General features: G+C 57.6%; 17 protein-coding genes. 10 read left to right on the top strand and 7 right to left on the bottom strand.

From position 1 onward, the window contains the following. Positions 1 to 71: 71 nt before the first annotated feature. Complete coding sequence (locus J7412_RS14820) at positions 72 to 539, bottom strand: isoprenylcysteine carboxylmethyltransferase family protein (RefSeq protein ID WP_209079339.1); 468 nt, start codon at positions 537 to 539, stop codon at positions 72 to 74. A gap of 302 nt (positions 540 to 841) precedes the next feature. Here J7412_RS14820 and J7412_RS14825 point away from each other — a divergent pair, with 302 nt between their 5' ends. Continuing rightward, a complete protein-coding gene (locus J7412_RS14825) occupies positions 842 to 1,594 on the top strand; it encodes an SDR family NAD(P)-dependent oxidoreductase (RefSeq protein WP_209079340.1) in 753 nt (250 codons plus the stop codon). A 57-nt stretch (positions 1,595 to 1,651) separates the two neighbouring features. On the opposite strand, the gene J7412_RS14830 is transcribed toward J7412_RS14825, so the two are convergent. The 4 genes from J7412_RS14830 to J7412_RS14845 all read right to left on the bottom strand — a co-directional run bounded on the left by J7412_RS14830 (position 1,652) and on the right by J7412_RS14845 (position 6,868). Next, complete coding sequence (locus tag J7412_RS14830; protein WP_209079341.1) at positions 1,652 to 3,148, bottom strand: diguanylate cyclase; 1,497 nt, start codon at positions 3,146 to 3,148, stop codon at positions 1,652 to 1,654. Positions 3,149 to 3,413: 265 nt separating this feature from the next. Further along, the gene (locus J7412_RS14835) at positions 3,414 to 4,193 is read right to left on the bottom strand and encodes a gamma-glutamyl-gamma-aminobutyrate hydrolase family protein (protein WP_209079342.1); all 780 of its coding nucleotides are present in this window, start codon (positions 4,191 to 4,193) and stop codon (positions 3,414 to 3,416) included. 65 nt (positions 4,194 to 4,258) lie between these two features. Beyond that, positions 4,259 to 4,684, bottom strand: coding sequence for a heme-binding protein (locus J7412_RS14840; protein ID WP_209063632.1), 426 nt, complete (start codon positions 4,682 to 4,684; stop codon positions 4,259 to 4,261). Positions 4,685 to 4,735: 51 nt separating this feature from the next. Continuing rightward, a complete protein-coding gene (locus J7412_RS14845; protein WP_209079343.1) occupies positions 4,736 to 6,868 on the bottom strand; it encodes a malate synthase G in 2,133 nt (710 codons plus the stop codon). A gap of 207 nt (positions 6,869 to 7,075) precedes the next feature. Between J7412_RS14845 and pepN the strand changes: the two genes are divergently transcribed. From pepN to gatB, 4 genes are all read left to right on the top strand, one after another. Then, a complete protein-coding gene (pepN, locus tag J7412_RS14850; protein ID WP_209079344.1) occupies positions 7,076 to 9,637 on the top strand; it encodes an aminopeptidase N in 2,562 nt (853 codons plus the stop codon). Then, complete coding sequence (locus J7412_RS14855; RefSeq protein ID WP_209079345.1) at positions 9,634 to 10,068, top strand: hypothetical protein; 435 nt, start codon at positions 9,634 to 9,636, stop codon at positions 10,066 to 10,068. The genes pepN and J7412_RS14855 overlap by 4 nt, the downstream gene beginning before the upstream one ends. Positions 10,069 to 10,181: 113 nt before the next feature. Then, positions 10,182 to 11,513, top strand: coding sequence for a hypothetical protein (locus J7412_RS14860; protein ID WP_209079346.1), 1,332 nt, complete (start codon positions 10,182 to 10,184; stop codon positions 11,511 to 11,513). A gap of 74 nt (positions 11,514 to 11,587) precedes the next feature. Then, complete coding sequence (gene gatB, locus J7412_RS14865; RefSeq protein WP_209079347.1) at positions 11,588 to 13,096, top strand: Asp-tRNA(Asn)/Glu-tRNA(Gln) amidotransferase subunit GatB; 1,509 nt, start codon at positions 11,588 to 11,590, stop codon at positions 13,094 to 13,096. Between the two features lie 232 nt (positions 13,097 to 13,328). Here gatB and J7412_RS14870 read toward each other — a convergent pair whose 3' ends face one another. Continuing rightward, on the bottom strand, positions 13,329 to 14,858 hold the full coding sequence (locus J7412_RS14870) for an SEL1-like repeat protein (RefSeq protein ID WP_209079348.1): 1,530 nt from the start codon (positions 14,856 to 14,858) through the stop codon (positions 13,329 to 13,331). Positions 14,859 to 15,410: 552 nt separating this feature from the next. On the opposite strand from J7412_RS14870, the gene J7412_RS14875 reads away from it, so the two are divergent. The 3 genes from J7412_RS14875 (at position 15,411) to J7412_RS14885 (ending at position 17,096) form a co-directional block, all read left to right on the top strand. Continuing rightward, positions 15,411 to 15,911: a thioesterase family protein gene (locus J7412_RS14875; protein WP_209079349.1), complete on the top strand. Its 501-nt coding sequence runs from the start codon at positions 15,411 to 15,413 to the stop codon at positions 15,909 to 15,911. Between the two features lie 122 nt (positions 15,912 to 16,033). Next, the gene (locus tag J7412_RS14880; protein WP_209079350.1) at positions 16,034 to 16,627 is read left to right on the top strand and encodes a class I SAM-dependent methyltransferase; all 594 of its coding nucleotides are present in this window, start codon (positions 16,034 to 16,036) and stop codon (positions 16,625 to 16,627) included. Positions 16,628 to 16,676: 49 nt separating this feature from the next. Further along, positions 16,677 to 17,096 carry a DUF4177 domain-containing protein gene (locus J7412_RS14885; RefSeq protein ID WP_209079351.1) on the top strand — a complete coding sequence of 140 codons (420 nt, stop codon included), beginning with the start codon at positions 16,677 to 16,679 and terminating at the stop codon, positions 17,094 to 17,096. A gap of 15 nt (positions 17,097 to 17,111) precedes the next feature. Here the strand turns inward: J7412_RS14885 and J7412_RS14890 are convergent, their stop codons facing one another. Continuing rightward, entirely contained in the window at positions 17,112 to 17,378 is a 267-nt protein-coding gene (locus tag J7412_RS14890) for a BolA family protein (RefSeq protein ID WP_209079352.1), read from the bottom strand. Between the two features lie 74 nt (positions 17,379 to 17,452). Between J7412_RS14890 and J7412_RS14895 the strand changes: the two genes are divergently transcribed. Continuing rightward, positions 17,453 to 18,076 carry a J domain-containing protein gene (locus tag J7412_RS14895; RefSeq protein ID WP_209063655.1) on the top strand — a complete coding sequence of 208 codons (624 nt, stop codon included), beginning with the start codon at positions 17,453 to 17,455 and terminating at the stop codon, positions 18,074 to 18,076. 152 nt (positions 18,077 to 18,228) lie between these two features. Further along, positions 18,229 to 19,791 (top strand): adenylate/guanylate cyclase domain-containing protein, encoded by a 1,563-nt coding sequence (locus J7412_RS14900; RefSeq protein ID WP_209079353.1) that lies wholly within the window; start codon positions 18,229 to 18,231, stop codon positions 19,789 to 19,791. Positions 19,792 to 19,931: the final 140 nt, after the last annotated feature.

A 19,931-nucleotide genomic window follows, 5' to 3' on the forward strand; every position in this document is an offset into this window, starting at 1 on the left:
AAAGTTTTAACGCCACCTTTTATGCTGCACAAGCAAACAGGGGCGTCTGATCTTGCTGCGACGCAACGGCATCACAGCCACCGACGCGTTTTTTCGCAGTATTTCGCGAAATCCATGCGGAATTGACGGCGCAGCCCGTTTTCCTCCGGGATCACAAAGCGCCGCTCCAGCATCCATAGGAACAGCGGCACCAGCGGCAGGGACAACACCGCATCCCAATACAGGATAAACCCCGTCAGAATGCACATGTCTGCCAGATAAATCGGATTGCGCGAGCGTTTGAAAATCCCGCTCTGCACCAGATGGGCAGGCGTGTGATGCGGGTGCACAGTGGTCTGATGGCGGCGCATCTCCGCAAGCGCCAACACAATCAGGACGCCACCGCCGCCCACCAGCAGCCCGCCAAGCAGATCTGCCCACACCGGGCCAAAGCTCAATCCGAAAGAGAAATATCGCGCCTGAATCCAAGAAATCAGCAGGGCCAACACAAGCCAGACCGGCGGCAGGTCAAAAAACAGCCGTCTTGCGGTCGTTGTCATGCACAGGCTCCTCATACTGGCTTGCGACGCTTCGTGCGTCTGGATCCGACGCAAAAGCGTCCACTTCGGTTTAGCGATGTCTGGCGTCGGCGCAACGAAACAAAATGCCACAAGCCCCAAAAAGGACAGAATGTCTGCTGTTTTCAACGAAGTGAAACGTAAACCGCACAAATTTCTGCAGAATCGCGCTGCCGTTCCGGCGCTCTGCACCAAATGACGGCGCGGCGTTTGCGGGCGGCACGCTTGTCTGCCCCCCTCAGCCCGCTAGTCTCCTTGGCAAATCGTATGAGGGAGGCATCACAATGTCACTGCAAGGAAAACACGCATTGGTCACCGGCGGCGGCACGGGCATCGGGCTCGCCATCGCCAAAGCACTCGCGGCTAAGGGCGCGCAGGTCACCATCACCGGGCGTCGCCTCAATGTGCTTGAGGAGGCCGCCACCGAGGGCTTGCACCCGCTTGCCATGGATGTGGCAGAGGAATCCTCTGTGGTCGAAGGGGTTGCCGCCGCTGTTGCCGCACGCGGGCCGATCCAGATCTGTGTCGCCAACGCAGGCATCGCCGAGGGCCGCGCGCTGCACAAAACCGATATGGAATTTTGGCGTAAGATGATGTCCATCAACATTGATGGCGTCTTTCTCACCATCCGCGAGAGCCTCAAATCCATGAACCAGACCGACTGGGGCCGGGTCATGGTGATTTCCTCCATCGCAGGCCTGCGCGGCCTGAAAGGTGCGCCAGCCTATTCCACCACCAAACACGCGGTGAACGGGATGATCAAGTCACTGGCTGCCGACTATGCGACCAAGCCGATCACTTTCAATTCGATCTGCCCGGCCTATGTGGAAACCGCCATCATCGACCAGAACATCGAAAGCATCATGGCGCGCACTGGCTGCACCGAGGAAGAAGCTCGTCACATGATGGTCGGCGTCAATCCCCATGGCCGCCTGATCACCCCGGAAGAGGTCGCCCACTCCGCGCTCTATCTCTGCTCCGATTTCGCGGATTCCATCCGTGGTCAGATGATCCAGGTCTCAGGCGGCGAAGTCTGACAAACAAAGGGCGCGCCCATCGTTGGGCCCGCCCTCCTCAATAAAGTTCCGTGCGGGTCAGCCCGCTTCAAGCGCGCTGGCGCAGCGCACACAATTGCGCCCGTCTTTCTTGGCCTGATAGAGCGCGCGATCTGCAGCGTTGATGATGTCCTGCAAGAGCGGCCCATGGTTGCTAAAGCTGGCAACCCCAATCGAAATCGTCACCGGCGGCAGCTCCCCTGCCCCATACCGCACCGTTGTTTCCTCCACAGCACGGCGCAATTCATCTGCCACTCCATAGGCCTCTTCGGCCGACACATTCGGCAGCAGCACCGAAAACTCCTCGCCGCCAAAACGACACGGCGTTGCCCCTTCCGAGAACATCTCATGCATTTTGTCGGCAATGGCGCGCAGCACCATATCACCGGCATCATGGCCGTGGTTATCGTTGAAGGATTTGAATTTATCCGCATCAAAAGACAACAGCGAGAAATCCGTGCGTTTGCGCGCCGCCATGCTGGCCTCGGTGCGCATCGCCTCAAGGAAATAGCGCCGGTTGTACAGTCGGGTCAGCGAATCCCGCGTACTCTGGTCATGCAGCTCATCGCGCAGTTTCACATTGGCAATCGCAAGGCTGATGTGCTCCCCGCACTGCAGAGCAAATTCATAGCCCTGCTTGACCTCAGCCTCTGACGCCCCTTTGGGATAGACCACATGCATCAGACCCACGGTGTCGCCATGGGCCACAATCGGCACACAAAGGGAATTATCGACTTTGCTGTCTCTGGGATGATCACTCACATGGCTGCACTGCAGCCCAAGACCCGCCGCGTCATAGCGATAGCCCCGCCCACGACGCAGGGCCCAGCAGCTGTCCGGCGCAATATGCTCATGCACCTCGCCACCGCCCCACACACAGGCTCCGTCCAGAACGTCCCGCGAGTTGGAATAAAGATAAAGCTCTCCGGCCGTGTCCGGCAGCAGCTTGGTCATAAACTGGGTGACCACCTCAAACAGCTCTGAAAGCGATTTGCAGCTCTGCAACCACTCATCCAGATCCCCAAGAAGCTTGGCCTCCTCGCGCCAGGCCTGCTCCTTGGCAAGCATCTTCAGCGCCTTGGTCTCCGCTCTCTCCGCCGTCTTCTTGGCCTCAACCAGATCGGCGGCATCTTTGCGAAACTGGGTCACATCCGTGAATGTCACCACATATCCGCCCCCCGAAATCGGCCGCGCAAAGGACGAAATGACCTTGCCCGACGGCAGGCTGCGATCAAAGCTGAAGGGCTGGCCGGACTTAAACTTTGCCTGCGCCTCTTTTTTGCTGTCCGCCGTAATCACCTGCAACCTGACCGCCGTCTCCAGAAAGGCCTCGCGCTTCATCCCGATGTGCAGATCCGTCGGGTTCAGCTCCAGAACCACAAAGATCCTCTCATTAAACATCAAGCAGTTTTCGTCGCTGTCCCAGACAACGATTCCCTGCTCCATCTTGTTGAGGATCTCCAGCATCTGCTCGCGCCGGATCACATCTGTATTTACTGATCTTTCGGCCATGAGTGGCGCGCGTTGTTCAAGCATGGCCGGGTCCTTGCTGGTCTTCTAAAGTCAGACCAACACTAGGCACTAAATTCTTGAAACGGCGCTAAATTCTGCGCTCTAAATTTCTGAAAATTGTATTAATGGCGGGCCGCAGCTGCACAACCAACCGGTCGAAATGACATCTCGATGTCGGCGCGTTAAGGTTTTTACGCCCCGAATTTCGCACCTACGCAATACCACCGCGATACAGACGCGATACCGACGTTCCAACACGGCGGAATCCGGCGTTAACCTTTGCGCAAAATCAGGCGGATTTCAGAACCGGCCGCGCTTCTTTCTTAGCAGCCCAGGCACGCACAGCCTCACCAAAGGCCTCAAACAAAGGGCGGCTCACAGGGTCAACACCCGCCTCCCATTCCGGATGCCATTGCACAGACATGGTGAACCCCGGCGCGCCATCAACATAGATCGCCTCCGGTGTGCCATCAGGGGCGTAACCATCTATGATCACACGGTTTCCGGCGCGTTTGATGCCTTGACCATGCAGCGTGTTGGTCATCACTTCCCGCGCGCCCATCAGCTGATGAAACGGTCCGTCCTCGCTGAAGGTCACGATATGGCGCAGGGCAAACTTCTCTTCCAGCGTCCCATCCGGAGGCATTCGGTGGTTGTCCCGCCCGGGAAGATCGCGGATTTCAGGGTAAAGACTGCCACCCATGGCAACATTAACCTCCTGAAATCCCCGGCAAATTCCAAAGAACGGCTGCCCGCTTTCGACGCAAGCTCGCACCAATGGCAGCACTATGGAATCCCGCGCCCGGTCAAACGCACCATGCGCCTCCGTGGCCGCTTCGCCATATTCTTCTGGGTGAACATTGGGTCTGCCGCCGGTCAGCAGAAACCCATCACATGTGGCCAGCAACTCCTCCACCGAGAGGTAGCGCGGGTCCGCAGGGATAAGCAGTGGCATGCAGCCCGAAACCATTGAAACTGCTTCGGAATTCATGGATCCGCCAGCATGTGCCGGATACTCGTCATTGATAAGGTGGTGGTTTCCGATAATCCCGACGACAGGACGCGTCATGTAGGCCTCTTTGTCTTGCTGCGCAGCTCAACATAGGCGCTGCGCAGCTCGAGAGAAAGCCCCGATCAGATTTCGCCGGTCAAACCAACCGCATCGATGCCTGCCATTGCAGCAATTGCATCATTATCAGACGTGTCGCCGGTCACGCCCACAGCACCGATCACAGCGCCTTTTTTGTCACGCAGCAGAACGCCACCCGGCACAGGCACAACCTGACCGCCATAAACGCCGTTGACCGCCGCCATGAAATAGGCCTGCTGCTCGGCACGTGCCATCTGTGCGGTGCCCGCCATGCCCAGCATCACAGCGCCGTAAGCTTTGCCGTGCGCGATGGCAAAGCGCCCGGGCGCGGCACCATCTTCGCGCTCAAACGCCTGCACGTGGCCGCCAGCGTCCAGAACCACAACGGACAGTGGCTTGAGTTCCATTTCACGGCCTTTTTCCAGAGCCTTACGGATGATTGTACGCGCGCGGCGCAGAGAGATTGTCATGGTGTTTCCTTCCCATAAAGAAAGGTCAGGGCATGGCCCTGACCTTGGATTTTATGCTTGTGCCTTAAGTTCCAGGCGCCGCGCATGCAGCACCGGCTCGGTGTAACCCGAAGGCTGCACACGTCCTTTGAAGACCAGATCACATGCCGCCTGAAATGCCACGCCGTCAAAGCCCGGAGCCATCGCCACGTAAAGCGGATCATTGGCGTTCTGCGCATCCACAACGGCCGCCATCTTCTGCATGGCTTCCATCACCTGCTCCTGGGACACGATGCCCTGGTGCAGCCAGTTTGCCAGACCCTGGCTGGAGATACGGCAGGTTGCACGGTCTTCCATCAGGCCAACATTGTTGATGTCCGGAACCTTGGAGCAGCCGATGCCCTGATCAACCCAGCGCACAACGTAACCCAGGATGCCCTGTGCGTTGTTTTCGACTTCCGCCGCGATCTCTTCTTCAGAGAGGTTCTGCCCGTCCATCACAGGAATGGTCAGCAGGTCATCCAGCGTGCCGCGTGCGCCACCGGCTTTCAGCTCGTCCTGACGCGCCAGCACGTCAACTTCGTGGTAGTGCGTGGCGTGCAGCGTGGCTGCGGTTGGCGATGGCACCCAGGCGCAGTTCGCACCGGATTTCGGATGGCCGATCTTCTGCTCCAGCATCGCGCCCATCAGATCCGGCATGGCCCACATGCCTTTACCAATTTGCGCCTTGCCCTGCAGACCGCAGGCCAGACCGATGTCCACATTGCGATCCTCATAAGACAGGATCCAAGGGGTGGTCTTCATCTCGCCTTTGCGCAGGAATGCGCCTGCTTCCATCGAGCTGTGGATCTCGTCGCCGGTCCGGTCAAGAAAGCCGGTGTTGATGAAGGCCACACGGGACTTCGCCGCGCGGATACATTCTTTGAGGTTGGCCGAGGTGCGGCGTTCCTCATCCATGATGCCCATTTTCACCGTGTGGCGCGGCAGGCCAAGCACATCTTCGACCTTCGCAAAAATACGGTCAGAGAAGGCAACCTCTTCGGGGCCGTGCATCTTTGGCTTCACGATGTAGACCGAGCCATGCACCGAGTTGCCGCCCTCTTGCTTCAGATCGTGCATCGCGATCAGCACAGTGACCAAAGCGTCCATCAGGCCTTCGCCAATCTCGTTGCCGTCGCGATCCAGAATGGCAGGGTTGGTCATGAGATGGCCAACGTTGCGCACCAACATCAACGAGCGGCCTTTCAGAACGCTTTCCGCACCGTTCGCTGCGGTAAAGGTCACGTCACCATTCAGCACACGTGTGAAGGTTTTTCCGCCTTTGGCAACCTCTTCTGCGAGGTCACGTTTCATCAGGCCAAGCCAGTTGCCATAGGCGACAACCTTGTCTTCCGCATCCACACAGGCCACGGAATCTTCGCAGTCCATGATGGTGGACAGCGCGCTTTCCAGCGTGATGTCGTTGATGTTGGCCGCATCGGTTGCGCCAATGTTGCCGGTCGGATCGATCTCAACAATGACGTGAAGGCCGTTGTTTTTCAGCAGGATACGCGAGGGAGCTGAGGCATCGCCCACGTGACCGGCAAATGCGCCGGCATCTTTCAGTGCAGGCTGCAGGGCACCTTCGACAACGCTCAGTGCAGAGACATCGCTCCAGGAGCCTTCGGCCAGCGGCACGGAGCGGTCCAGGAAGTCACGGCCCCAGGCGATCACGCGCGCACCGCGCTCCACATCATAGCCGCCACCGGCAGGCAGATCGCCCATTGCATCGGTGCCATAAAGCGCATCATAAAGGCTGCCCCAACGCGCATTTGCCGCGTTCAGTGCAAAGCGTGCATTGGTGATCGGTACCACCAGCTGCGGACCGGGAATCGCTGCGATCTCAGGATCGACATTGCCTGTCTCAACCGCAAAATCCGCGCCTTCCGGCACCAGATAACCAATCTCGGTCAAAAACGCTTTATAGGCTTCGGCATCATGCGCTTGGCCTTTGTGAGCCAGATGCCAGTCATCCAGTTTCTGTTGGATTTCTTCGCGTTTTTGAAGCAACGCGCGGTTCTCAGGACCAAAATCATGCGCCAGCGCACTCAGCCCTTCCCAAAAGGTATCCTCCGCAACATCCGTCCCCGGCAACGCTTGATTTACAATGAAATCATAGAGTTCCTGCGCAATTTGCAGCCCGTGTTTCTCCACCCGATCGGTCATCGCGGCTCTCCGTTTGGCTTGTGATGACCCCCAATTAGTGCATGGGTTTCCGATAGGCAACAAAATTGGTTATCTTTTTTTACCAAAGATATTTTCAGGCAAAGCCAAACAGTCGCCCAGCGCCTGCACTCAAATCCAACACACTCTGCCCTTGCAGGCAGCCACGGATGGATTACACCAAGAGGCAATCAATGGATGGAGAGCCCTATGAAAGACGCCGCGCCGCAAACGATCTACCTGAAAGACTACACGCCTTTTGGCTTTATCGTGGACAGCGTCGCGCTCACGTTCCGCCTGCACCCAACGGCGACACGCGTGCTTTCCACAATCCGGTTCCGTCCAAATCCGGATGCAACAGACAACCGCTTTTTCCTTCATGGTGAACAGCTTACGCTGATTTCTGCCAAAATTAACGGCACGGATGTGACAACACGCACTGTCGAGGGGGGCATTGAAGCAGACGTACCAAATGCGCCCTTCACATGGGAGGCCGAGGTCGAGATCAACCCACAAGCCAACACCGCGTTGGAGGGGCTTTATATGTCAAATGGCATGTACTGCACCCAATGTGAGGCCGAGGGGTTCCGCAAGATCACCTACTACCCCGACCGCCCCGATGTGATGTCCACTTTTGATTTGCGGATCGAGGCAGACGGCGACAACACACCGGTCATGCTGTCCAACGGCAACGGTGCAGAAAGCGGCGCAGGTTTTGCAAATTGGACAGACCCTTGGCCCAAACCCGCCTATCTCTTTGCCTTGGTCGCCGGCGATCTCATCGCGCATGAAGACAGCTTCACCACCATGTCCGGCAAACCGGTCAAGCTGGCCATCTGGGTGCGCCCGGGTGACGAGCACAAATGTGCCTTCGGCATGGAAGCGCTGAAAAAATCCATGACCTGGGACGAAGAAGTCTATGGCCGCGAATATGATCTTGATGAGTTCAACATCGTCGCGGTGGATGATTTCAACATGGGCGCGATGGAGAATAAGGGGCTGAATATCTTCAACAGTTCCTGCGTGCTCGCCTCCCCGGAAACCGCTACCGACGGCAACTTTGAGCGTATCGAGGCGATCATCGCCCATGAGTATTTCCACAATTGGACAGGCAACCGCATCACCTGTCGCGACTGGTTTCAGCTCTGTCTCAAAGAAGGACTCACCGTTTTCCGCGACGCCCAGTTCACCGCAGACATGCGCTCTGAGCCGGTCAAACGGATCGACGACGTCATCGCCCTGCGTGCGCGCCAGTTCCCGGAAGATCAGGGCCCGCTCTCCCACCCTGTGCGGCCGGAAAGCTTTCAGGAAATCAACAACTTCTACACCGCGACCGTGTATGAGAAAGGCGCCGAAGTCATCGGCATGCTCAAAACACTGGTTGGGGATGAGGCCTACGCCAAGGCGCTCGACCTCTATTTTGACCGCCACGATGGTCAGGCCTGCACCATTGAGGACTGGATACAGGTGTTTGAAGACAGCACAGGCCGTGATCTGAGCCAATTCAAACTCTGGTATTCCCAATCCGGCACGCCAGAGGTGACCGTGCGCGAAGAATATGAGGGCGACACCTTCACGCTGCACCTCAGCCAGAAAAGCGCCCCCACGCCCGGGCAGGATCAAAAGGCACCTCAGGTCATCCCGGTGGCAGTTGGCCTTCTGAACGACAACGGCGACGAAGTGCTGCCCACGCAGGTGCTTGAACTGACAGAAACGGAGCAAAGCTTCACCTTCCCCGGCCACGCCACCCGCCCTATCCCCTCGATCCTGCGCGGGTTTTCAGCACCGGTCACGCTGACCCATGACATCGACAATGACCGCCGCGCGTTCCTGCTGGCCCATGACACGGACGCCTTCAACCGCTGGGAAGCGGGTCGTGATCTGGCGCGCGACAGCCTGCTGAAGGCGATCCAGCAGGGCGAGGCGCCCAGCGCAGCCTACCTAGACGGCCTCAAAGCGCTTCTGCGTGATGACAGCCTTGATCCGGCCTACCGCGCACTGATGCTGGGCCAGCCGTCCCAATCCGAACTCGCCGCAACCCTGCACAAGATGGGCGAAACACCCGATCCTGCGGCCATCCATGCCGCCAGCGAGGCCCTGCGCGAAGCCAAAGCACAGAGTTTCGCAGAGCTGCTGCCCGCGCTTTATGCGGCCAATCAGGTTGAAGGCCCCTATCGCCCGGATGCTGGCCCGGCTGGTCAACGCAGCCTCGCCAATGCTGCGCTCTCGCTGCTGACACGTCTGGACGGCGGCGAAACAGCCGCCAAGCAGTTTGATGCAGCGGACAATATGACCTTGCAACTTTCCGCTCTTGGCGCACTGCTGGATGCTGCCAAAGGCGAGGACGCGCTCAGCGCATTTTATGATCAGTGGCAAAACGATCGCCTTGTGATCGACAAATGGTTCTCCATGCAGATCATGCAGGCCAAGCCTGAAAATGTCGCCACAACCGCCCAAGCGTTCACCCAACATGCGGATTTTGATTGGAAAAACCCGAACCGCTTCCGCGCAGTGATGGGCGTTTTGGCGATGCACCACGCGGGTTTCCACTTTGAAGATGGCGCGGGCTACACCCTGCTGGCGGACTGGCTGATCAAGCTTGATCCGGTGAACCCGCAAACCACCGCCCGCATGTGCAGCGCTTTCCAGACATGGAAGCGCTATGATGAAACACGCCAAGGCAAAATCCGCACCGAACTTGAGCGCATCGCAGGTCAAGACGGTCTCAGCCGGGACACCACCGAAATGGTGACCCGCATCCTGAACGCATGACAACAGAGCCGATCCTCACGCATAGAGCGCAGGGCCGCAACGCGCGTAGCATCACCGTCTTGATTTTGGCGGTGATGGCGCTTGGCGGCATGTTGCTGGCAGGCATCTATTGGGCCATTGTCGCCTTCTTATCGCTCTTTGCGCTCCCCACTCTGGTGGATGTGCTCTTTAATCCGGTTGCAAATTTTGCCCTCTCTGAGGCTGAGGTACGCTGGAAAAACGCCACTCAGGAGGCGGAAATAGAGCTGGGGCAGATCAAATCCATCCAGATCGCAACCCGCCTGAACGTGGCTTTTCGCATGACATTTGTCATGCAGGATGGCGCTAAGGTGCGGATACCACAGGATGTTTTACCACCCAGAGCAGATCTGGAGGCGGCACTACAAACGCTTGGCGTTGCGGTGAAACATGACCGTTTGCGGCTGATCTAGCCGCGAACCTTGCTTGAAAATCGACGCCGACATGACGGCATGATTTCAAGTTGATGCCCTTTTTTAGCCTGAAAGCGAAATCATAGTGGGCTCTGTTAGATCACGGAGCCACAATGAAATTCTTTTTCAAAGAACGGACACGCAAGCGAACACCTCAAAACGTTCGTCCTGCGTCCGCATTTGCGGCTCCAGCGCTGCGCAAGCTGAATGAGGCCTTTGCCCCTGCCCGCGCCGCACCGGCGGCGGGTCGCTCTTCTGACACTCAGCAGACCTACCGCGACCTGCTCACGCGTCTGCAAATCCCGGTCAACGCCGAGACGCCGGATCAAGTGGAGAGCGCAGACACCCGCGCGCAGGGCCAGTTCCTTGCCCGGCAAGAGCGCTGGGAAGAACTCGAAGATCTGATCCGCACACATGATCAGAACCGCGCAGCCACAACGTCCGGCGCCCCCTTGTCGGAGCTCATGCTGTTTGGTGCCCGCGCCGATGTGGTGCGTGCGGCGGAACATGCGCTGCTGCACGGCAAACCCGCCTCAGACGCAGATTTTTTCCATGGTATCGAGGCCATGGAGTATCTGCTGGAAGATTTCGCTGACAGCTATCCGATTGCCTTGGTCGTGGCCCATATGCACATCGATATCGGCTGGGCGTGGCGCGGCGCAATCGCAAAAGACGACACGCGGGAAATCAATCGCGAGGCGTTTCATTCCCATTTTGCGCGGGCCACGGAAATTCTGGATCGCTTCTGCCCGAAGATCCACCACTCCTCCGCGCTGTCAGCGGCCCGCTGCGCGCTGCTCCCCGGATTGGAAGACCCGACAAAGGCGCTTTGCACCGAATATGAATCGCTGATCGCGCTCGACCCGCTGAACCCACGACACATGCGGGCCTTAGGCAACTACCTGCTGCCCCGCTGGTACGGTGATTTTGACCAGCTCGACCTGCAAGCCCGCCGGATCGCTGCACAAACCTATGACATCTGGGGCGCAGGCGCATATGCATGGGTCTGGTTTGACTCTCTGCTTGTTGACCCAAGCGGGTTGGAAGTCATTGAAATTGAATACTTCCTTGATGGGGTCTCCGACGCATTGAAGCGCCGTGGCGATCAACATGCGGCGAATCTCATGGCGGCCCACCTCTATCGCAGCTGGCAATATGCCCGCGGGCAATATGACACCGGCGCGCTCAACAGCGACTTGCCGCCCGCCCTGCGTAAGGGCTTTGACATGGTGGTCCATGATCACCTGCGCGAAATTCATCCGCTGATCTGGGGCCATGCGGAAATCGGCTTTGAAAACACCTCACGTGTGATTTCCAAAGAGCGCCTCTCTGAAAAGGGGCGCGACGTGGCCCTTCAGGCCGTGGCCATGCCTTTCATGAGCAGCCTGAAAGCCGGACAAACCGTGCATTTCACGCCCGAAGGCATCACTCAGGCCAACCCATAGGCGGCTGCCCCCTTGCTCCTCACTTCTGGCTGGCCTAGAACGCAGACCAGCCAGATATTCAAGGAGCGTGAGCGATGCTCGACCTGACATATGAGACCCCCAAGCCCAAAGTGATCGCGGGCGCCAAACATGACTGGGAACTGGTCATTGGTATGGAGGTGCACGCGCAGGTTTCTTCCAATGCGAAACTGTTCTCCGGTGCCTCCACCACCTTTGGTGCAGAGCCCAACGCCAATGTGGCTTTCGTGGACAGCGCGATGCCGGGCATGCTGCCTGTCATCAACGAGTATTGCGTGGAGCAAGCGGTGCGCACAGGTCTTGGCCTGAACGCCGAGATTCATCTGAAATCCGCCTTTGACCGCAAGAACTACTTCTACCCGGATCTGCCGCAGGGCTACCAGATTTCCCAGCTTTATGAACCTATTGTGGGCGAAGGCGAAATCCTCGTGGACATGGGCCCCGGCGCTGCACGCTTGGTGCGTGTTGAGCGTATCCACCTTGAACAGGATGCCGGCAAATCCGTGCACGACATGGATCCGAACATGTCCTTTGTGGACCTGAACCGCACCGGTGTGGCGCTGATGGAAATCGTGAGCCGTCCTGACATTCGTGGCCCCGAAGAGGCCGCCGCCTATGTCACCAAGCTGCGCCAGATCCTGCGCTATCTGGGCACCTGTGATGGCAACATGCAGAACGGCAACCTGCGTGCGGACGTGAACGTCTCCATCTGCCGTCCGGGCCAGTATGAGAAGTACATGGAAACACAGGACTTCTCGCACCTCGGCACCCGCTGCGAAATCAAGAACATGAACTCCATGCGCTTCATTCAGGCGGCGATCGAATATGAAGCCCGCCGTCAGATCGCGATTGTCGAGGCTGGTGGCTCTGTTGATCAGGAGACCCGTCTCTATGATCCGGACAAAAACGAAACCCGCTCCATGCGCTCCAAAGAAGAAGCGCATGATTATCGCTACTTCCCAGATCCTGACCTCCTGCCACTGGAGATCGAACAAGGCTGGGTGGACGATATCGCCAAGACCCTTCCAGAGCTGCCTGATCAGAAAAAAGCACGCTTTATCAAAGACTACGGCGTGACCGAATATGATGCGTCTGTGCTGACGGCTGAGGTCGATCTGGCCGACTACTTTGAGGCCTCTGTGGGCAAAGGTGACGGCAAGAAGACCGCAAACTGGGTGATCAACGAAGTGCTGGGCCGCGCCAACAAGGCCGAGGTTCACCCGCAAGAGCTGGTCGCACCAGAAGCCAACGCAGCCATTCTGGCCATGGTCGCCTCTGATGAAATCAGCACCAAGATCGCCAAAGACGTGCTTGAGATCCACATCGAGACCAAAGACGATCCAGCTAAAATCGTTGAAGAAAAAGGCCTCAAGCAGGTGACCGACACCGGTGCAATCGAAGCGGCGCTGGATGAGATCATCACAGCCAACCCGGCTCAGGTGGAGAAAGCCAAACAGAACCCGAAACTGGCTGGCTGGTTTGTGGGTCAGGTCATGAAAGCCACCGGCGGCAAGGCCAACCCGAAGGCTGTTAACCAATTGGTGGCGCAGAAGCTGAACGGCTAAACCGAAACGTCGGTATTGCGTCTGTATCGCGACTTTAACGCGTCGGTGTAAAAACCGGCGCGTTTTTGCATTTCAAAGGTTAGTGCACCAACCGCCTGCGCGCCAAACCTGCCCTGCTTTTGGGGAGGGCATAGCCGCCGAAACATCGTCAACACGTCCGCGTGGAGGTGCCACCAAAGAAAACGGCCCGCCGGTGAAAACCAGCGGGCCGCATACAGGTCTGTCAGACAGTTTAGCGCTTCTTCTTTTTCAATTTGAAACCACCAAATTCGTCTTCGAGCAGTTCGCAGGCATATTCCTCGCCCATCTCACAGCCTTGATTGAGGTAGGTCTCAGCGACCTCTTTGTCTCTGTCGACCCCTTCCCCTTTCAGATACTGGAAACCCACCACATAGCAGCCATGGGCATAGTCTTTCTCACAAGCGTCCAGAAAGATCTCCAGCGACTTTTCATAGTCCCGCTCGACGCCTTGGGCGTTCCGATAGAGCCAGCCTATGTTGCTGCAAGAGAGACCATCATTTTTCTCACAGGCGTACTCATAGAGCTCATACGCTCTCTGAAAGTCCTGCTCTACACCGTCCCCGTCCCGATAAGCGGTTCCGAGATTGCTGCAGCCCGAAACGTGGCCGCCCTGGCAGGCTTGATCAAAGTAATTCGCCGCAACCACTGGATCTTCCTCGACACCGTTTGCCAACATGTATGCGAGGCCACTGTTGAAACAGCCATATTCACTGCCCAACTCACAGCCCATCACCGAGTAATGCAGTGCTTTTTCATGGTCTTGCTCGATACCTTCCCCTTTGGCATAGGCACCACCAAGACTTGCGCACCCAGTGGCCGATCCACCTTCGCAGCCGCGTTCATAATAATGAACCGCCCGTTGGTCATCCACGGGAACGCCTCTGCCGAAATCATACACGATACCCGCATAGGCGCAGCCTTCAGCATCATAGCCATAGCGCCCTTCGCAGGCCTGGATATACTTGCTCAGTCCCAGACGTTTGTTTTCAATTCCCACGTATCCATGTTCATAAACCTGCCCCAGCGCACGACAGCTTGCCCATTGTTCGCTGTCACACCCATAGGAATGCAGGATCGTGGCTTGGGTGAAGTCTTGCTTCATCCCGTCCCCTTCAATGGCAAGAAACCCAAGCTTGGAACAAGCAAGGGAATTGCCCGCATCATAGCAAGCCGCTTCAAAGTTTTTTATCGCCAGATCATAGTTTTGCGCAACGCCGCGCCCCTCTGATTGCAAGATGCCGAGGTATGCGCAGCCTTCGGCCCGACCGCCTTCACACGCCAGATTGTACAGATGTGCCGCCTTCGCGATATCCTGCGCAACATCGCCTTCGTCGACACGGTTGCCAAGCTCATAGCTGCGACCAACCGACGTACAGGCCCAAGCTTCTCCAGCTTCGCACCCTCTCACGTCGTAGCCCGCTGCGCGTGTCAAATCGAGCTCCACCCCCCGCGCGTGGCGAAACATGTATCCCGCATCTGCACAGCTGCGCTCAAACCCTGCGTCGCAGGCCTGAACATAAAGTTCCGCAGCCTTGGTTTCGTCCCACTCGACACCCTCGCCGCTGTAAAACAGATGGCCGAGCTCGTAGCAGCTCTCCATTTCCCCCGCCTCACAGCTCGCTTGCAGGGCGGCCGCCTCACTGCTCATGGCGGTGTCTTGCGCCAGCGCGGGCTGTGACGCCCCTGCCATCGCACAAAATGCAGCGGCGGACCAAAACCGCGCATAAGATAGGTCAAACATTCGGTGATTTCCTCTTTAATCTTAGTACCGTTACACGCCAGCGTATCGAAGACATGTGGAGCTGGCGCGAAGTCCTCCTGGGTAAAAACGCACCATTTGGGGTGGCTGTGCCTGAGAGAAAGTGCGGGAGCCCCTCCCCTGCAGCGGGTCTCATTCAAACACCCGCTGAGGCGAAAGCGCTCATGGCCTGAGATCGCGCGCTAGGTGGCGCGGATCTGCTTTCGGAACAGAGATACGTCAATCTTGAGCGCCATTCCTGACGTCCACGGAAAGATAAACCATAAGTAAGTCATGTACCTGCTCCAATAAGTGAGAGGTGGTATAGAGCGGCGCAGCCCTATATCAAGACGCGAATTAACTAATTTGAAACTCCTCGCAGAATTGTGTTCAGCTGCGGCACGATCTACGGATCGTTGTTCCAGAAGAGTTGCGCGTGACAGAACCGTTGTTCGCATCAAAACCGCCAGCTTGTCCGCCCGTAAAAGGCGACTTTCTCTTGATGCATCGCCCCCAGCGCCGCATAAGTTCTGTCACGTTTTGAGGAACCTAAGCATGACATTTAAGGCCCCGTTTTTCTCCACCCCGATGGTTGTCGAGGCGCAGTGGCTCGACTTTAACGGCCACCTGAACATGGCGTTTTATAATGTTCTGTTTGACCGCGGCGTGGATCAGATTTTTGACCAATTGGGATTGAACGCCGAGTATCGCACCGCGACGGGCAATACGACCTTCTCAGCAGAGTTCCACCTTTGCTATATCCGTGAGCTGTATGTCAGCGACTGGGTGCAAGCGACATTCCAGCTGCTCGATCATGATGAGAAGAGCTTCCACTTCTATCAGGAGCTTTGGCACGAAGATGGCTGGCTTGCGGCCACAGGCGAAGGTCTCGGGCTTCATATTGATCGGTCCGGCCCAAACGTCACGCCGATGCCTGAGGACATACGAGCCAACTTTGCCAAGCTTGCGGAGGCCCATAACAAAATGCGCCGTCCTGAGCGGGTCGGCCGGCAAATGGGCATTCGCCGCAAAACCGCCAAAGCGGCGAAAAAGTAAACCGGAACTAAGTGGGCCTCGCTATGAGGACGATGCAGCCGCGCCACGTTTTGGCGCAAAGGCCGCAGACGGTCTCCTGCATGCTGGACCCTTGGTGAAATTACGTGAATAGCTGACTTCAAATGGTAGACGTGATCGACATTCTGCAAGAGCGCAAAGAGTTGCCGCAGTTCCTGGAACGTGACGGGCTGATCGGCATTGAACTTGGCGTTGCAGGCGGCTGGTATTCCAAGCGTTTGATGGAAAGCGGCCTTTTCAAAGAACTCTATGGGGTGGATCTTTACGGAGATCATCACGACACCAAGGAATACATCGACGCACTCAAAAACGTCGGGATGGGCAAGCCTTACTGGCTGCTGCGCATGAGCTTTGAAGACGCGCTTGATGCTTTCCCTGATGAGTTCTTCGATTTTGTCTATATTGATGGCTATGCCCATACGGGCGAAGAGCGCGGCAAAACCATGTTTGACTGGCTCGCCAAGGTGAAAGTTGGCGGCATGATCGCCGGGCATGACTACCACAAGAAGTGGCCGCTTGTGCAGATCTGTGTTGACGCCTTGGCCAAAGAGCTCGGTCAGTCGGTCATGCGCACGGCCCTGTCCAAGAAACGCGACCCGCAGGACAAATTCCCCAGCTGGGCGCTCTTCAAAGAACATGCAGAGGTGCCCGACTACCCGGAGCGGCTGCGCCTCTTGCCCAAGAAAATGCGCGGCTAGTGGCCGCAGACGGATCTGATCAAGTTATTTTAGGCGCTGGAATACACATATGACGTACGAATATAAGGTGGTCCCCTCCCCAACTCGTGGACAGAAGGGCAAAGGCATCAAAGGGCCTGAGGGCCGGTTTGCCAATGCGCTTGAGCTGCACATGAATGACCTTGCTGCTGAGGGATGGGAGTTTGTGCGCGCCGAAACCCTGCCTCATGAAGAGCGCAGCGGGTTGACCAGCACCTCAACCACCTATCGCACGATCCTTGTGTACCGCCGCCCCGCTCAATCGGAACCGCTCGCTGAGACGGAAACACCCGAGCCCGCCGCACTGCCCTCCCCAGAACAGCCAGAAACCTCCGCCGCACCAGCGACGGACGTGCCATCCGAAGCATCGGAAGCAGATGCCGAGGAACCTGCCGAGCGGGATCAGGACGAAGTGGTGCGTGCTGGCGTGCAGTCACTCAAACAAGAGTGAGCGGCTGCCAAACGCCTAGTCGTTGGGTGTATCAACGTCCAAGGCCAGCGCGTGAATGCGGCCAATCAGCGCCTCTCCCAAAGCTGCGTGAATGGCGCGGTGACGCGCAAGACGGGACTTGCCTGCAAAGGCAGTCGCGCGGATACGCACATTAAAATGGCTTTCCCCGCCATCAGGGGCACCCGCATGGCCAGCGTGGCGCGCACTGTCATTAACGACCTCAAGTTCAGCAGGCGAAAAAGCGCTCACCAACTTATTGTGAATTTCTTGTGCAACGCTCATTTTTCTACGTCCAGCCTCTTCAATCTGCCTCTGGTTAGGGTAAACTCTCTGCTCCGAGTCGAAAAGGTGAGTTCATGACCAAATCAGATCCCTTTGGTTTCGATATGTCCGTGAAGTCGGCGAAGAAGAAAAACCCGCGCGGCCGCCGTGGCATGACTGGTGCGTCAGAGACATCGACCCGCACCTGTGAGCACCCCGGCTGCGAAGAGGCTGGCGCCTACCGCGCCCCACGCGCGCCGGATGTGCTTGATGAGTTCAAGTGGTTCTGCAAGGACCACGTGCGCGAGTATAACCTCAAGTGGAACTTCTTTGACGGCAAGACCGAAGCCGAAATGAACGCGCAGAACTCCAAGGACAAAGTCTGGGAGCGCGAAACCAAGAAGTTTGTTGACCCAGAGACACGCGCTTGGGCGCGACTGGGCATTGAGGACCCCCATCAGGTGCTGGGCGGCAACGCCACGCAGAACCCCGGCAAAGGTGGTGGCGGCGGACGTCGCCTGCCGCCAACAGAGCGCCGCGCAATCGAAATTCTGGACGCCAAAGACCATTGGACCAAGGCCGAGGTGCGCAAAGCCTACAAAAAGCTCATCAAGGTTTTGCACCCGGATATGAACGGCGGCGACCGGAGCCAGGAAGAGCAACTTCAAGAAGTTGTCTGGGCCTGGGATCAGATCAAGGAAAGCCGCAACTTCAAATAGTTGCATGTCAAGCTTCACCAAAGGGCGTGGCCGAATGGCCGCGCCTTTTGCGTTTGTCCTCCTGTGCTCTTTCACCGGTGGACCCGCGCCAAAGTCCCGCTACGATGGCAGGAGGCCTTTGCCGCACCACCCTTAGTTAGTTGGGGACACTTATGCAGAAACTGATCGACCACCTGACAGCGCACCCAAGGCAGCTTTATCTGGTGGCCGCCACCGCGATCACGCTTTTGCCTGTGGCGCTGTGGCTCGATTTGAACAGCCTGTCCCATCACAACCTTCATCGGCAGGCGACTGGTCTGAACCGGCTGATGGACAATATCCGCAGCTACTACGCCAGCAATGTTGAGGTCTTTGTGCGCGACGCAGATGGCGCGCAGCAGGCGACATTGCTCTACCGTCAGGAGGTCTCAGATCCGGAGCAGCTTGACGCCGGTGTCCCGTCAGCGGAAACCGCCGCGATCGCGCTGTCAGAACGCTTCTCAGAAATCCTGCCCGGCGTGACTTTCCGCTATGTGTTTGATGATTTGGGGACCGAGGCGTCGGCTTCAGACCTGAGCCCGTTTGAACGCAATGCGCTCACCACCCTGCGTGATCCTGACAACAAGCGCCCCCATCTTGTACAGGAGCAAGGCGGCCTCTTTGGTCACCGTCTGACAATGGCCACGCCGCTGATCCATGCTGAGGACTGCGCGGATTGTGTCGCGGTTGGCGGCACCGATACCGCAGCCTCCTGGCCTCCTGAAGCGGTGCGCGGCTTGCAAATCGTGCATGTGCGCCAGCCGCTTTCTCTGAACCTGAGCTCATTCAAATTCCTGCTGACCTATATGCTGGTGGCTGGTTTTCTGGTGGTGACCTTTGCGCGCCACCAGCTGCAACTGGCCGGCAAATTCCGCGACGCCAACAAAGAGCTGACAGAGAACAACGCCTTTCTGGCCGATGTCTCCCTCAAGATCTCCAAATATCTGGAACCGCAGGTCTACCGCTCGATTTTTGAGGGGGAGAAAGACGCCTCCATCAGCACTGAGCGCAAAAAGCTGACGGTGTTCTTTAGCGATATCAAAGACTTCACCGCCACCACGGAACGGATGCAGCCCGAAGAGCTGACCGCGTTGCTGAATGAATACTTCTCGGAAATGGGGCTGATCGCGGCCAAGCACGGCGCCACCATCGACAAGTTTATCGGCGATGCGATTGTCGCCTTTGTGGGGGATCCTTCCACCCAAGGCGTGTCAGAAGACGCCCGCGCCTGCGTGCGCATGGCGCTTGAAATGCAACAGCGCTTGGATGAGCTGGAACAAATCTGGCGGGCACGCGGCGTGGAACACCCGTTCCGCGCCCGCATGGGGCTCAATACAGGTTACTGTAACGTCGGCAATTTCGGCTCAGAAACCCGCATGGATTACACCATCATCGGTGCGGAAGCCAATCTGGCCGCGCGACTGGAAGGCATCGCGGAGCCGGGCGGCATTGTGATGAGCTATGAAACCTACGCCCATGCCCGTGATCTGGTCGATGCCGAGCCGCTGGAGCCGCAGCACTTCAAAGGCATCTCGCGCGCCATCACCCCCTATCGTGTGCTGCGCCACGGCACCAACCGCCGCGCCGCCAGCGCCACCGAGCACGGCGACAAGCTTGTGGTGGAAATGCAGGGGCTGGATGCTGCGAGCCGCGAGAAAATCACAGCAGCAGTGCGCGCCGCGCTGGACGAGGTTTAAAGGCGAAACGCAAGTGCCTTTGGCGAACGCTTTTGCCTGATCAATAGCGCGCCAAAAGAGCGGCCCCTTGCAGCCAATGCACAACGCCGCGTCTTTTTTGTGGTTTCGCTTGTGATCCTTTTCAATTTGATGCACCAAAG

The sequence above is a fragment of the Shimia sp. R9_3 genome (assembly GCF_017743755.1).
Classification (GTDB): Bacteria; Pseudomonadota; Alphaproteobacteria; order Rhodobacterales; family Rhodobacteraceae; genus Shimia.

Bases quoted from the DNA above. Each gene is read 5' to 3' on its own strand.
- J7412_RS14835 (WP_209079342.1), bottom strand. From the start codon at position 4,193: ATGACGCGTCCTGTCGTCGGGATTATCGGAAACCACCACCTTATCAAT.
- gatB (WP_209079347.1), top strand. From the start codon at position 11,588: ATGCTCGACCTGACATATGAGACCCCCAAGCCCAAAGTGATCGCGGGC.
- J7412_RS14875 (WP_209079349.1), top strand. From the start codon at position 15,411: ATGACATTTAAGGCCCCGTTTTTCTCCACCCCGATGGTTGTCGAGGCG.
- J7412_RS14845 (WP_209079343.1), bottom strand. From the start codon at position 6,868: ATGACCGATCGGGTGGAGAAACACGGGCTGCAAATTGCGCAGGAACTC.
- J7412_RS14870 (WP_209079348.1), bottom strand. From the start codon at position 14,858: ATGTTTGACCTATCTTATGCGCGGTTTTGGTCCGCCGCTGCATTTTGT.
- J7412_RS14880 (WP_209079350.1), top strand. From the start codon at position 16,034: ATGGTAGACGTGATCGACATTCTGCAAGAGCGCAAAGAGTTGCCGCAG.
- J7412_RS14860 (WP_209079346.1), top strand. From the start codon at position 10,182: ATGAAATTCTTTTTCAAAGAACGGACACGCAAGCGAACACCTCAAAAC.
- J7412_RS14840 (WP_209063632.1), bottom strand. From the start codon at position 4,684: ATGACAATCTCTCTGCGCCGCGCGCGTACAATCATCCGTAAGGCTCTG.
- J7412_RS14830 (WP_209079341.1), bottom strand. From the start codon at position 3,148: ATGCTTGAACAACGCGCGCCACTCATGGCCGAAAGATCAGTAAATACA.
- J7412_RS14895 (WP_209063655.1), top strand. From the start codon at position 17,453: ATGACCAAATCAGATCCCTTTGGTTTCGATATGTCCGTGAAGTCGGCG.
- pepN (WP_209079344.1), top strand. From the start codon at position 7,076: ATGAAAGACGCCGCGCCGCAAACGATCTACCTGAAAGACTACACGCCT.
- J7412_RS14855 (WP_209079345.1), top strand. From the start codon at position 9,634: ATGACAACAGAGCCGATCCTCACGCATAGAGCGCAGGGCCGCAACGCG.
- J7412_RS14885 (WP_209079351.1), top strand. From the start codon at position 16,677: ATGACGTACGAATATAAGGTGGTCCCCTCCCCAACTCGTGGACAGAAG.
- J7412_RS14890 (WP_209079352.1), bottom strand. From the start codon at position 17,378: ATGAGCGTTGCACAAGAAATTCACAATAAGTTGGTGAGCGCTTTTTCG.
- J7412_RS14820 (WP_209079339.1), bottom strand. From the start codon at position 539: ATGACAACGACCGCAAGACGGCTGTTTTTTGACCTGCCGCCGGTCTGG.
- J7412_RS14825 (WP_209079340.1), top strand. From the start codon at position 842: ATGTCACTGCAAGGAAAACACGCATTGGTCACCGGCGGCGGCACGGGC.
- J7412_RS14900 (WP_209079353.1), top strand. From the start codon at position 18,229: ATGCAGAAACTGATCGACCACCTGACAGCGCACCCAAGGCAGCTTTAT.